A 14,512-nucleotide genomic window follows, 5' to 3' on the forward strand; every position below is an offset into this window, starting at 1 on the left:
TTTCTTATTCATTCGTTGTAACGCTCTTCAAGGTAACGATCGATTGCCGAGGGATTGTCAGTTCCTGAGAAGTGATGCTCTGCTCTTCTAAATCAGATTCACCATCTGTCGTATAGCTGATGATTTCACCAAATCCGACTCCTTGAAGATCAATCTCTTTTTCCTGAAAACTGTTATTGATAAGCACTGTAATAAGTTCTTCTTCGTTTGCTTCATTTTTTCCCAAAAAGCTTACGACATTCACCTCTTTGTCGTCGCTGATTGCGGAAACTCTCGTGTACCCTGGTCGAATAAACTTGCTGAAATTCCCCATTCCCCAAAGTCTTTTTGTCGGAATAATTTCTTTTGAACCTAAGTTTACATAGATCAGACCATCCCGATAATCGTAACTACTGACTGCGATCCAATATTGCCAAGCAACCACATCAAGGATCGTTAAATCATCGTGTATCTCGTTGGCTAAATTTAGGGCAGAATCCATAGTGTAGTCGCGACCATTGATCATTTCTGTCCACTCAGACATTTTTAAGGTAACATCGATTTCCTTTTCTTCTAACCACTCTTTAAAATTCATTTTCTCGACGTTAGTTGTCCAATATGAATGGACTTCCCACGTGTCAAAGTAATTCATCAATGTATCATTTTCGATGATTGCTTCGAAATATTCCTTGCTGGTGTTTGCCCATTCTCCTAATTCAGGCATCGATAGCGCTATTTGTTTCAGCTCTGGTCTTTTTTGTTTTTCTTCAATAAATACCTCTAAGAGTGCGACTACTTCAGCTGGATCGTAGTAGGTTCCCTCCTGACCACCAGTCCAATCCCATTGTGGTTCATTGATTGGCGACACATGCGTGACGGGAATGTCTTCTTTTAAGAAGTGTTCCGTTACATCATAGACGTAGTTGGCAAATGCTTGATAATTCTCAGGAGCTAGATTACTGCGTTTTTCTTCCAGCTGATCACCATACGCAGAACCATTTTTCGTTAGCCTCGTCAATGGACTATTGACGAATAAATAGATATCATCAATTCCATAATCAACCGCTGTTTTCAGCATCCATCGTGCATTTTCATCCTTCGACCAATCATAGACTTCGGGTCCTTCTTCAAAGTTTTCTGCTCGTCGCCAGGGATCTTCAATGCGAGGACTATTTTGTAACGTACTTCCGGCGCCTAAGTTGTAGCGATAAGACGTCAAGCCAATCCCTTCAAGCGGATCAAATAATAATTCTGCGATATATTCTCGCTTCGAAAGTTCTGCTGTTTCTTCTTCGATCCAGCCACCAACATCTTGACTCCACCAAGCACCACTTGCGCCAAAGCTTTCAATTGTCTGGTAGGTTTCTGCCGTATTTAAGGTGATCATCGCCGTATCAATGACTTCATCTGTCTCTGGCTCTTTTTCTTTCTGTGTATTTTCCTCGACCGTTCCACACGCTGTCAGTATACTCAATAAGACCAAAGGAATAAGGAGTGTCCGCTTTTTTATCATGTACTTCCCTCTCTATTCTCTAGAATCAATCGTGTATCTGGTAGTCCAGGTGAGCGCAGCGTCACAACTGTCTCTTTCTTGCGCTCTCCTGCTACAAAGCAAAGCAACTTTCCTTGCATCGTTCTACGGAATGACTCTGTATAAGCGGTAGTATCTGCTAGATCACCATTCTCCAAACCTAATAATGTCCCATTTTCGACTTCTAGATAGACCATCACTTCTGCTGCTATCGGATTTTCAGCATAATCCAAGACTTGGCATTCGATTTGATGAAGGGTCTTATCTAGCGTTAAATCGGTAGCAGCTAATTTCTCCCGCCATCTTTGAGGAATTTCGTAATTCATAGCTGCCAAAGCAGTTGGCGCTGCTTCGGGTTTTATTTCATCATGCAGAATCGTTTCTTCAAATACTGCTTCGACCGACAAGTTTTTTGGCTGATAGTTGATCCGTGCAACATAATAACCAAAGGTATCATCATAACGAACATCGGGTACTTCCAAGTCGCCAATCTTCAATCGAATCTCTTTTGCATTTGTATAACACCTTACTTCAATTTCTTGCTCAGCTGGGTAAGACCATTTTCGATAGGTGGGTTCCCATTCTGCTCTTCGTTTGTTTTTCTCGTAAGGAATCGTTGTCAAATAAACAGTCGGTTCTTGACTCCACCAGCTCTTTCTCTTGTAATAACTAGGCTTTTCAATACCAGCCAATGTCAATAAGCCTGCCCCAGATCCGTGAATAGGCCAGCCATGGGCTTCCCCTAAATAATCAATGCCCGTCCATAAAAATTGTCCAGCGATATACGGAAGAGTGTTTGCCGTTTGCCATTCTTTAAACCCGTGACTGTTCTCACTCCCAATAAAAGGTTTATCTGGGAATTTGCGATGATCTTCTTCGTATAGATGTTCTTTGTAGTTATAGCCAACGACATCCAAGTGATCGATCAAGCCAATTTTCGTAGATAATTCTGGAAAAGCTGCTGCCAAGGTAACTGGTCGAGTCGGATCGAGTGTTTTGCTCAAATGGACCAGCTTTTCGGCTATCGTGCGTAACCTTCTCATATCAGGTCGATGTGGATTATAGATGCGCTCAGCTTCTGGTTTGCTATTGTCATTATTCCCTGTCATTTCAGCAAACAATGGACTAGCATATGGATCATTGGGATAATCAATCTCATTGCCAACGCTCCAAGCAATGATCGATGGATGGTTTCGATTGCGTAAAATCATATTTTCCAAATCTTTTTCATACCAAGTTGGAAAATGTTCTGCTGCTCCTTCTAACTTGGGTGGATACACATTATGACCTTGCCACCATTTATTTTTAGGATTTTCCCATTCATCAAATGCTTCATCAAAGACTAAAAATCCCATGGTGTCGCACAAACGATACAAAGCAAACGAATGAGGATTGTGTGCCATTCGTATAGCATTTGCCCCCATCTCTTTTAACTTTATTAAACGCCGTACCCATACCTCGCTCGGAACAGCTGTACCGAAAGAGCCCGCATCTTCGTGCAAGCAAACACCTTTGATTTTCAGCTTTTGCCCATTTAAAGAAAAGCCCTCATTGGCATCAAAATGAAAGGATCTGATCCCGATATACTCGTTGTATACGCTCTCAATTCTATTTAAGGACGCATCTTGAAAACTCACCTTTGTTCGTAGCTGATAAAGATTCGGCGCTTCAGGTGACCATAGCTCTGGCTTTTCAATTTTTGCTTTCAATGTGACCGTGCGGCGTTCCCCTGCGTTAAGTTGGATTTCCTCACTTATGTTCATCACTTTTTCCGTTTGTAAACTTTCCAGCACTTGTTCGATCCTAACAACACGGTCTTGTTTTAAGGTATTTACTAGCCGATGTTCGATCATGATCTCCGCTTGCCCCTCTGTAACACTTGGCGTTGAAAAACTCGTTCCGTATTCGTCGATATAAATAGAATCATGAATTTCAAGAGAAACAGGACGTGTGAGTCCATTTCCGTTATACCATCTTGAATCTGCCAAATCTGTGTGCTCGACACGGACACTAATAAGCAAGCTATCATCCGAATTGTAAGTTAAAATCTCTGTCAAATCATAATAAAATGAAGCATATCCTGAAGGTCTAATCCCCATATGATAGCCATTGATCCAAACCCGTGCATTTTTATAAACACCTTCAAAATGAATTTTTACGACTTTATTCGTAAGGTCACCCAACTCTTGCAGCGGCTGTTTGGTTCGATACCAACCTATTCCTCCGGATAGATACCCTGTTCCGCTTGAAAAATGTTTTTCAAAGGGATAAGAGACACCCCAATCATGAGGAATCGTTACCTTTTCCCAAATAGAATCATCAAAATCTTTTTTCCATGCTTCTTTTTCTTCTTGTTTTGAGAATCGCCATTCATTCAAAAAACGTTTTTCCATTTAACTCCTAACCTCCCTTTTACCAATACTCACATAAAGAAATCGCTTTCTTTCACTTAATTTTACTAAAACATTTAATGAAGAACATAGTCTATCCGATTCATTTTCATGTATTATATGATATGAAGAAAAAAAAGCGCCTACTTTTTCGTAGGTAATAGGAGGGAACTATGTACCACATCCATTCGAATATATTTAATCCTGAAATTATTTATGTCGTTGACTTTTGGAATAAAAAGAAAAATCTTCGGGGCTACCACCATCATGATTTCATTGAGATCAGCATCGTATTAGAAGGAACCGTTGATTACGAATTCAATGAAACCCGCACAAGGCTATATACTGGTGACACGCTCCTTTTTAACCCTGGCCTTCCCCATACCGAAATCCATCCAGCAGGGATGGAATCCCATGAACTTCATATCGGCCTTTCTAATATTCTGATCGAAGGACTTCCTTTTAATACCTTCCCTAATGAAGATCGCCTGCTCAATTTAGGGATTTATCAAGAAGCGTTCTTCAAAAAAGCATGGCAGCTGACCCATGAGTTTAACAGCCATAATATTCATCACGATTTGATGGGCAAAGGAATCATTCTCGAAATGCTAGCTTTGATTTTAAGAAGTTTGACGCCCTCCGATCCAAACAATAGCCTGTCAGTAATTTCTGAAAAAGATAAACAAAAACAAACGCTAGTAAACCATACGATTTATTATTTGGAAAATCATCATCAAGAAGACATCACTTTGGAAATGCTAGCGGACATGCTTTATATTAGTCCTGCCCAACTTTCAAAAGTTTTTCGGAAAATCACTGGTCGTAGTCCGATTAAATATTTGATCGAGATTCGTCTCAAACATGCCTATGAGCTGTTGCTTCATACCAATTTGACCGTCAAAGAAATCGCAGAAAAAGTAGGCTATCATGATCCTTTTTATTTTAGTAAACTATTTAAAAAGCATTATGATCTTGCTCCTTCTAATGTTCGTAAAAGAAACTAACTGAATTTGCAGACAAAAAAGGATGCATCGCTGCACCCTTTTTCTTATACGACTACTTGCTTCATATAGCCTGTTTTGTCAAAATCTAATGGGGAAATGCGAACCTGTCGATGAAATCCGCGGGCTTCTTCTGGATACTTACTAAGTGGAACAGCAAAGCTGTGATAAGCAATATAATATCGATCAAAATGTTCCAAAATGCTGTGATGACCGGTTCCTAAAATGCCTTTCTCAACATTTTTTTGTAAGATAGGATAATGATACTGAATCGGTCCATACAATGAAGATGAGGTACCATAATTCACATGATAGTCTTCACTGCGGGTATCTTCTCCCGACCAGGTAAAGTGATACAAATCATCTTTTTTCAAAACAGTAATGGCTTCTCGAAAATCTTCCAGCCCTTGATATTCTGTTAGCGTATCAAGTTTGACAGTCCGCATGTCATCTCCCAACGCTACGATGGCAGCAGTCCCTCCCGCAGAATTGCCAAACAATAGATAATACTTTCCAGCTTCTACGTAAACAGATGGATCAATGACTTGACTCATGTTTAACCCATAGTCATCGATAAGATCAGGACTCAATAGCGGTTTCTCATCTGCAATAAAGGGACCTGTTGGATGATCCGCATAAGCGACACCGATTCCTGAGCGTCCATCCGCCATTTTTCCAGTAAAGTAAAAATAAAACGTTCCTTCTTTTTCTGCTATACAGGGTGCCCACGCACCACCGATCGTCCACTTCACCTGAGCGGATGCTAGATCAAGGATCGTTCCTTTATTTGTCCACTGAGTGAGATCTTCTGATTCAAATACCGAAAAGCTAGTCCCAGACCAATCCGTAAAACCATCTGATGTTGGATATAAGTAAAATTTCCCATTAAATGAAACCAAATCAGGGTCAGCATAAAGTCCCTCTAAAACCGGGTTTTTTTGTTGATAATAGGTCAGTAGTCGTTGATACTCCTCATCTGTGATCGTGATCACCCCACCATGGCGCTTGATAGATTGACCGAAGTCGAAGGCAGAAACAGGTTCGAAAACGCCTGTTGTGAGATCATCACTTACTGCGATCCCATATCCTGTGCCTTTTTTAAAGTGATCTACGATCAGCGCCCATTTGCCATCAGGTAATTGGTACACTTGCGGTCCTTCAACCCCTTCTAATTGAGCGAGGTATTCAGAAGTTACTTCCTGATAGTCTCCTGTCAGCTGTTGACTGCGATCTAAAAAAATGCGACTATTTTCTTCGTTTTTTGTAAAACGATAATAATACCCCTGACTAAAAACAATCGTTGTATCGATCACATCCATCGTTTTTTCAATAAATAGCACAGGCTCAGTAAACGTCTGAAAATCCATAGTAGAAACAGAATAAATCTTATGTTTTCCATTAACCTTTGCAGCAAAATAGACAAAAAATGTCTCTTTTTCTGCGTCATAAATTGCCTCTGGCGCCCACAAATTCCCTGCACCTTCTGGAGCAATCGTTGCGGTCCATGGGTTTGTCCAATACACAAGATCCGTTGATGACCAGATAACCATCTGGCGGCTACCATTGGTTTGAGCATGTGCCCAGCCAAGTCCCTTTTCAATACGCAAATCTGTCGCAATGAGATAATACGTGTCCTTCCCCTTAACCAGAAAAGGATCTCTGACTCCTTTTTCCCCAAGATCACTTTTCAAAACGGGATGGCCTTGATTTAAATCTGTAAAAGTCAATCCATCCTTGCTTACACTAAAGTATACTTGCTCACCATTTTTTGCTCGCCAGTGAAATGACAAAATAAATAAGCTGTCATTCAATCCCTCCTAATTCCTTCTCTATGCACTCGACTTCCTTCTCTCTCATTTTATAGAAGTCCCCGTGAATTTGTATAAGTTGATGAACGAACTTTTATAAGATTTTGAAACACTTGCTTTCCTATTTTCTTACACGAGCGATTCCATTGACTTGCCATTTTTTGCTATCTCTTGTCAAAAATCGTCGGCCATTATTCTTTCATTTTCTTTATACCTGAAGTTTGTGCAGCAAATAAACGATCAAAAAAAGCACACATCCACTTTCGGATGTGTGCTAACTCAACATTAAAATCGATTGAAGATTTAATACACTTATTTGAAAGAAGTTAGTTCGTCCAAGCAGCAACTTCTTCTGGGTGATTGGCTACCCAATCTTTGGCTGCATCTTCGGCTGATGTTCCGTCATTGATTGCTAACATGACTTCTTCCATATCTTCCTGTGTCCAGTTGAAACGATCAAGTACTTCGTAAACTTCTGGCATGTCATCTGCTAATCCTTGACGTACAACAGTATTGATGCTTTCTGCTTCACCCATTGTTCCTTCTGGATCATCCAGATATTTCAGATCATATTTCGCAAACATCCAATGTGGAGACCAACCAGTAATAACGATCTCATCTTGGTTCTTGATGGCTTGGCCCAATGCCACTGTCATCGCTCCAGAAGAAGAGGTAGCGACATTCCAATCGGAAAGGTTGTCATACGTTGCAACCGTATTTTCCGCTGCATTTACGACACCAGCGCCTGGTTCGATACCAGTGATGGTTTTTCCAGCTTCGTCAGAAAGGTCTGCGATGGAATCTACATCCATATAGCTTGGGACAACGATCCCCAGTTTTGCCCCTTCTAAGTTAGGACCTAAGTTCTCGACTTGATCTTGGTACTGTTCATACTGGGATTGATGCGTAGATGGCAGCCAAGCAGCAACCATCCCGTCAACTTCCCCTTTTGCCACCGATTCCCACATGATGGCATTATCCAAAGGCGTCGTGTTGACTTCGTAGCCCATTTGCGACAAGACTTCTGCCACCACATGGGTAGATGCGACTTCCGTATCCCATTCGACATACGCCAAGTTCACCGTGCCTTTGCTGTCAGAAACATTTCCAAAGGCAAACGATGCGCCAATCAAAGCAACGACTGCCGCTGCAGCAATCCCGCCAAAAAGACGTTTTTGTTTGCGACTTGTCTTGCTGGCTGCTTTTTGATGTGCCGAACGATTCAAATTCTGGGTAAAGCGATCCATGATGATCGCCAAAATAACTAAGGATACCCCACTGACAAATCCGTTACCGACTTGTGCTCGTTGCAAGGCGGACAAGACGCCGCGCCCTAACCCAGGAGCACCGATCATTGACGCGATCACGACCATTGATAATGCCAGCATCGTGGTTTGGTTGACCCCAGCCAAAATAGTGCTTTTGGCTAGTGGCAATTCTAATTTGATCAGTTTTTGCCAGCCAGTCCCACCGAAGGAATCAGAGGCTTCTACCAATTCACGAGAAATTTGGCGAATCCCTAAGTTCGTCATCCGAACGGTTGGTGGTAGAGCAAAGATCACTGAGGCAAAGACCCCAGGAACCATGCCGATCCCAAAGAAAGCAACCGCAGGAATCAAATAAACGAAACCAGGCATCGTTTGCATAAAGTCTAAGATTGGCGTCACGATGCTTTGCGCTTTTTCGCTTTTCGCCATTAAGATCCCTAGTGGAATCCCAATGATGATCGAAACCAAACTTGACAACAAGACCAACGTCACGGTGTTCATCAAGTCTGTCCATAACCCTTGGTTATAGATGAACAGCAACCCAACAAAAGTAAAGGCTGGCAAGCCGAATTTTTTGCGTGAAACGAAAAAGGCAGCAGCCGTCAATAAGACGATCATTAACAACGGTGGTACAAACAATAATACATTTGTAATAGCGTCCATGATAAATTGTCCGAAAGACTGTAAGGCTGAAAACAATCCACTGAAAGTTCCTGTTAGCCAATCAGTAAAGTTTTCGACCCAATCAGCCACCGGAATCGTATGTTGTAAGAAATTATCCATTTGTCACTACCCCTTCCTCTGCTAGAGAGGCTGAATCGGTCTCAGCCAACGCTTCAATCACGCTTCCGCGGATCACGACTCCGATCAAACGATCGTTTTCTACCACGGCTAAAGGTGTAGGCGAATCATAGATCAAATTGAAGATATCCGTTACCAGCATATCTTTATCAATCTTTTTAACATTTTTATCAATAACTTCCTTCAAGGTCAGATTGTTTTTCCGCGCCTCACGAGCAGACTCGGCTGTCAAGCTTCCTTTTAGGTGACGACGTTTGTCGACGGCTAACAACATGCTGACTTCTTCTTTCCGCATCCGGTTCAATGCTACGCTTGGTCCATCGATCTCGATGTTCGTCGTCAATGCTGGAACCATGATGTTTTGCGCAGTCAAGACTTTGGAACGATCGACATCTTCCACGAAATCACGCACGTATTGGTTGGCAGGATTCGTCAAAATATCTTCTCCTGTACCGATCTGCATGATCTGACCATCTTTCATTAAAGCGATCCGGTCACCGATCCGCAAGGCCTCGTTCAAATCATGGGTGATAAAGATGATCGTTTTTTGAACATTGGCTTGTAGTTCTAAAAGTTCATCTTGCATTTCACGGCGAATCAGCGGATCGAGTGCTGAAAAGGCTTCGTCCATCAAGAGGATCTCTGGATCATTGGCTAACGCACGGGCAAGTCCCACACGCTGTTGCATCCCTCCAGACAGCTGGTCAGGATATTGGTCTTTAAAAGAAAGCAATCCTGAGTTTTCTAACGCTTTTTCCGCTTTCGCTGTTCGTTCTTCTTTCGAGACCCCACGGACTTCTAGTCCATATTCGGTGTTCTCTAAAATCGTCCGATGAGGGAAAAGGCCAAAGCTTTGGAAAACCATGTTGATTTTGTGACGACGAACTTCTCGCAGTTCTTCTTTACTCATTTTGGCAACATCTACGCCATCTATGTAAATATCTCCGCCAGACGGCTCGATCAATCGATTCAATAGTCGAATCAATGTTGACTTCCCGCTTCCAGAAAGGCCCATGATGACGAAAATCTCGCCTTCGTTGACTTCAAAGTTCACATCATAGACCCCGACGGTGGCACCTGTTTTTTCTAAAATCTCGTTTTTGCTGCGTTGTTCTTTGACCATGGCAAGAGCTTGCTGCTTTTTCTTACCGAAGATTTTGGTTAAGTGTTCCACTTTAACTTTACTCAAATGATTAATACTCCTTTTTCTGAAAAATTTCACGAAAGTGACCATACTATCTTAACAAGATGTGGTCACTTTGTCAAAAAAAATTTCCCAATGCTTTTTCTTTTGCAAAAAAAGCATGGGAATCAGGAAAAAGAATTACGCTGAATGGTCCGTTGGATAGAAGAAATTGGTCATGCGCTGCAACGCCAGTTCATTTCCGACAAAATAAATCGTATTGCCTGCACTGAATTTCGCATAAGGTCCTGGTGACAACAACAATTCTTCGGTTGTTTGGATTGCGATGATCGTCGCCCCTGTGGCTTGCCAAATATTCAATTCATTGATACTTTTTTCCAAATGCTGCGCTTGTACCGTCAACTGAAGCTCAAAGGGCACAAACGGACTCATGTGGTGTACCTTTTTGGTTTGCTGCACTAGCGTGTTCAACAAGTCAGAAAAATTATCCAGCTCTTGCTGCTGCCGCTCCACACTGTCTAAAATATCTTGTCTAATTTCTTGGATCGACTGCACATCTTGGTATTGTTCCACAAAGGCCTGTGCTTTTTCCTTTGAAGCAATATAGGCGCCGCTGCCATGACGGACGTCCATGATTTCTAAATCAACTAATACATTGATCGCTTTGCGGGCTGTTTCAGGAGAGACATTGAAATTGCTGGCTAATGTTGAGCGTGCATGGATCTTTTGCCCAACTTGGTAGCGATTTTCAACGATTCGTTCCGCGATCGCTACGGCAATCTGCTGATAACGAGGCAAAGCGACCTTCTTTTTATCTTGAAACTTATTCGTCATGATGAACTTCCTTTACTTTTTTTTCATCATAACAAGAAACATTGTTGGTGGCAACTATTCACTGGTTCGCGAATTTTTGATCAAGCGGGCACGGATGATCGCTGTTTCTTGCTGTATCTGCTTTTGTAGATCTTGCAGCAGTATTTCATTTGTCTCATCAAGATCAATCAAGGTATAGGCGACTCCGGCTTTTCTCTCACTCGCCAAATTATCGATATCTACGCCTGCTTCAGAAATGATCCGCAATAGCGGGGCAAAAGCACCAGGCTTGTCGTGATAAAACAGCGCCAAGCGATACGGTGCCAAAAAAGGCAACTCTGCATGAGGAAAATTGACCGATTCTTGAATCGTCCCAGCGCGCAAATAGGCATGCATGCGATTAAAAACTACGTGATCCCCCTTTTCCAAGGCATTGGTAGTACTGCCGCCGATATGCGGATAACACAACACTTTCGGTTGTCCGATCAAGCCGGCACTAGGAAAGTCGGTGATGTATTGTTTGAGCTGATTTTTGGCTAGTGCTTCTAAGACGGCTGCTTCTTCCACGATCTCCCCGCGACCAAAATTCATCAACACTGCATTTTTTTTCATCTGCTGAATCGTTTGGCGATTCAGCATGCCTTTGGTTTCCTGACTTAAAGGGAGCAAAACCACTACAAAATCTGATTCGGCCAACAGTACGTGCAAGTCACTAACTTGTTCGTAATCGTGGGCCGCTTTTTTCGTACGGGCATAGCCGAGGACTTCCATTCCTAACTGGTGACAGGCTTTTGCCACCCGTTCACCGATCTCTCCTAAGCCTAAAATACCGATGGTTTTTCCAGCTAATTCTTCGCCGATCACTTCTTTTCGCCGTTCTTCAGCTACCTTCAACACATCTTCTGCTTCAATTTGACCTGACGTTAGCTCTTCTTGCAAATCGGCTACCGTCTGGATGGCTTTGAATAAGGGGCGAACGCTGAGAAACAAATTGGAGAGCACCAATTCTTTGACTGCATTGGCATTGACACCGGGACTATTGAAGACTACTGTGCCATTTTGAGTACACCGTGCCAAATCGATCGTATTGGTGCCTGTTCCTGAGCGAGCGATCACAGCTAATTCTGGTGTGATCAATTCGTTAGGAACCGTTGAACTGCGTACAAACAGCGCCTCTGGGGCCGCTTGATTTTTTAACGAGTATCCTTTTTTGATTGCTCGCTTACCTATCGTTTCGGTCATCTTATCTAACTGATAAATCGTCTCCATAAAGCAGACCTCCTTTTGTCTTTAGTGCGTATTAGTCAAATAGTACAAAAAAGTGCGGTAAAATGATAGCAATACGCAAGAGAGGATGATTACTATGCACCTATCGATCACAAATTTTCCAGATGAACAGCCGATCGTTGGCAAAGACTCGCAGCTTCAAGACACAACTTTAGGAGACTATGTCGAAATTGGCGAAGCCAATCACATTGATCATTCTTCCATCGGCAATTATACCTATACGGGGCAATATTGCTTTATTCAGAACAGTCAATTAGGACGTTTTATCAGTATCGCAGCGATGGTCCGCATCGGCCCCACCAATCATCCCTATGAACGCCCTAGTCAGCATCTTTTTGCCTATAATGGCGAAGGCTATGGATTTGCGCCAAAGGACGAGTCCTTCTTAGAAAAACGCAAAGCAAAAACGACCGTCATTGGCAATGATGTCTGGATCGGCCACGGTGCCGTGATCCAATCTGGTTTGACCGTCGGTGATGGTGCCGTGATCGCCTCAAACGCAGTCGTAACCAAAGATGTGCCGCCTTATGCGATCGTCGGCGGGGTTCCAGCAAAAGTGATCAAATACCGCTTTGATCCAGAAACGATCACTGCTTTACAAGAAATCGCTTGGTGGAATTGGAGTCGTGCAGAATTAGAAGCACGCTATCTGGATTTCCGGCTCCCAATCGAAGATTTTATAGTAAAATACACCCGTTGATTATGCGCTTTTTCCGCTTAGTACGAGGAATGAATGATAACACATCACAGTCATTCATTCTTCGAAAGTCTTTGAGGGAAGGATTTTTTAGAAATAAATAAAAAACACTGAAAATCTATTGTATCGAGAAATTCCTGTGCTAAAATGGAGAAATCAAATGAAGTTTTTCACGAACTTTTAAAGGAGTGTTCTATTTGACCATTTTAGACTATCGTCCATTAAATCTTTACACCAATTACCGCGAAGCTGCCGAGGCATTTCCTGACACAACCATCATCCACGATGAAGTGCTGCCAGCATTTCCTGAACTTGGCTATCGTAGTACTTACCGTTCGAGCCATGAAATGATTTTAAAACGTGCTTACCAACTTGCTGCACTAGGCGTGCAAGCCGGCGATAAAATCATTCTTTATAAATCTTCAAAATTCGATACCTATTTATTAGCAACGGCTGCTTCTTACCTTGGCGCAGTGCCTGCTATGATCTCTTATCATTTCCCTGCTGAAACCATCGAAGTGTTTGTGGATCGCTTAGAAGATCCATTCATCTTATTTGATGAAGAAACCGAAGGCCGCGTCGCACAAGTGAAAAATAGCAGTACTGACAAACAGATTGCTGTTCGTCGTCTGCTGCAACAACCAGCGGAACCCGTGGCACAAACTGAGTTACCGGTGGATCAAATTTCCTATATGACCCACACTTCTGGAACAACGGGTATTCCAAAATTGATTTGTCATTCGGCAAACTCCATGGGCTGGCGGACAAAATGGCAAAAAACGATCTTCACCAAGATTGATCGCACCAAGGCAGACTCTGATAATGCAGACTCTGATTTAGTGGCGTTCCATATTTCACCGGTGCACTCCCGCTTCAATATCGGCATCTCATCCTTGATGGCGATGGGCTTTCCGATGATGCCATTAGCCAATGCCAACGGCGCTCATGTCGTAAGCATGCTAAAAGAATACCCACCAATCGCTTTGGAAACTCATCCAAACAATTTTGTCCAATGGAGCTTTGTGGCAAAAGAACAACCAGATGCTTTCGCCAATATTCGCTATTACCATTCAACCTTTGATGCCATCAACAACCAAACAATGGCCACTTTTTTAAATACTTCAGCAACAAAAGAAGCAATCTTTTTGCAAGTCTATGGTCAAAGTGAATGCGGGCCAATGATCCTAAAAGCACATACCTTAGAAAGCATTGCTACCAACGATGCCCGTGATATGGGTGTTGGTCTAGAGGACTTAACGAGAGCACGGATCGCCGATGCAGAGGGCAACGAGCTGCCAGCCAATACCGATGGGCACATCCATTTCCTTTCAAAAGGACGCGCGTTGACCTATTATAAAGAAGATCAGCGTTTTGCTGACAATGTCTATGGCGCTTGGTGGGACAGTGGAGACTACGGCATGATGGATGATCAGGGACATCTTTACTTAAAAGACCGTCAAGTGGACTTGATCAAAAATATTGAAAGCAATCTTGCTTTGGAAGACCTTTTGCTGGATCATTTAGACTTCCTTGCCGAAGTTGTGATCGTTCGCGACAAAGAGAACTCACCACAACCTATCATTGCTTTAGCGCCAAATCGTGAAATGGATTGGGATGCTTGGTGGAAAATGGTGGAAGATCTCCCTCACCTCAATCAGCCAATTTTACGCGACTACGAAGATATCCCACGAACAGCAACCATGAAAGTCCAACGACTACAAATTGAAAAAGAATTCAAAAACGCAGAATAAAACAAAAGAAACGGCCAGCAGATTTCCCTGCTGGCCGTTTCT

Annotated in this window: 10 protein-coding genes; 3 read left to right on the top strand and 7 right to left on the bottom strand. The window is 42.6% G+C overall.

The features are described 5' to 3' along the window. Positions 1-4: 4 nt before the first annotated feature. Together IGI94_RS12285 and IGI94_RS12290 are read right to left on the bottom strand one after the other, a co-directional pair. Positions 5-1,492, bottom strand: a complete 1,488-nt coding sequence (locus IGI94_RS12285; RefSeq protein WP_438899828.1) for a glycoside hydrolase family 30 protein — start codon at positions 1,490-1,492, stop codon at positions 5-7. After that, positions 1,489-3,903: a glycoside hydrolase family 2 TIM barrel-domain containing protein gene (locus IGI94_RS12290; RefSeq protein WP_422705718.1), complete on the bottom strand. Its 2,415-nt coding sequence runs from the start codon at positions 3,901-3,903 to the stop codon at positions 1,489-1,491. Before IGI94_RS12290 ends, IGI94_RS12285 begins: the two co-directional genes overlap by 4 nt. A 170-nt stretch (positions 3,904-4,073) precedes the next feature. Here IGI94_RS12290 and IGI94_RS12295 point away from each other — a divergent pair, with 170 nt between their 5' ends. Further along, positions 4,074-4,904, top strand: coding sequence for an AraC family transcriptional regulator (locus tag IGI94_RS12295; RefSeq protein ID WP_438899829.1), 831 nt, complete (start codon positions 4,074-4,076; stop codon positions 4,902-4,904). Between the two features lie 44 nt (positions 4,905-4,948). On the opposite strand, the gene IGI94_RS12300 is transcribed toward IGI94_RS12295, so the two are convergent. The 5 genes from IGI94_RS12300 to IGI94_RS12320 all read right to left on the bottom strand — a co-directional run bounded on the left by IGI94_RS12300 (position 4,949) and on the right by IGI94_RS12320 (position 12,004). Continuing rightward, positions 4,949-6,712 (bottom strand): family 43 glycosylhydrolase, encoded by a 1,764-nt coding sequence (locus IGI94_RS12300; RefSeq protein ID WP_438899830.1) that lies wholly within the window; start codon positions 6,710-6,712, stop codon positions 4,949-4,951. Between the two features lie 323 nt (positions 6,713-7,035). Beyond that, the gene (locus tag IGI94_RS12305; RefSeq protein WP_005228611.1) at positions 7,036-8,760 is read right to left on the bottom strand and encodes an ABC transporter permease/substrate binding protein; all 1,725 of its coding nucleotides are present in this window, start codon (positions 8,758-8,760) and stop codon (positions 7,036-7,038) included. Next, positions 8,753-9,967, bottom strand: a complete 1,215-nt coding sequence (locus IGI94_RS12310; protein ID WP_438899831.1) for a quaternary amine ABC transporter ATP-binding protein — start codon at positions 9,965-9,967, stop codon at positions 8,753-8,755. Before IGI94_RS12310 ends, IGI94_RS12305 begins: the two co-directional genes overlap by 8 nt. Positions 9,968-10,102: 135 nt before the next feature. Next, complete coding sequence (locus IGI94_RS12315) at positions 10,103-10,756, bottom strand: GntR family transcriptional regulator (RefSeq protein ID WP_086316481.1); 654 nt, start codon at positions 10,754-10,756, stop codon at positions 10,103-10,105. Positions 10,757-10,810: 54 nt separating this feature from the next. Next, positions 10,811-12,004 carry an NAD(P)-dependent oxidoreductase gene (locus tag IGI94_RS12320; RefSeq protein ID WP_313150976.1) on the bottom strand — a complete coding sequence of 398 codons (1,194 nt, stop codon included), beginning with the start codon at positions 12,002-12,004 and terminating at the stop codon, positions 10,811-10,813. Between the two features lie 94 nt (positions 12,005-12,098). Between IGI94_RS12320 and IGI94_RS12325 the strand changes: the two genes are divergently transcribed. Beyond that, complete coding sequence (locus IGI94_RS12325) at positions 12,099-12,722, top strand: DapH/DapD/GlmU-related protein (RefSeq protein ID WP_008380829.1); 624 nt, start codon at positions 12,099-12,101, stop codon at positions 12,720-12,722. A 194-nt stretch (positions 12,723-12,916) separates the two neighbouring features. Beyond that, positions 12,917-14,470 (top strand): AMP-binding protein, encoded by a 1,554-nt coding sequence (locus tag IGI94_RS12330; RefSeq protein ID WP_438899832.1) that lies wholly within the window; start codon positions 12,917-12,919, stop codon positions 14,468-14,470. Positions 14,471-14,512 lie beyond the last annotated feature (42 nt).

Origin of the sequence: Enterococcus sp. AZ149 (assembly GCF_051714285.1) — a bacterium.
GTDB lineage: Bacteria > Bacillota > Bacilli > Lactobacillales > Enterococcaceae > Enterococcus_D > Enterococcus_D entomosocium.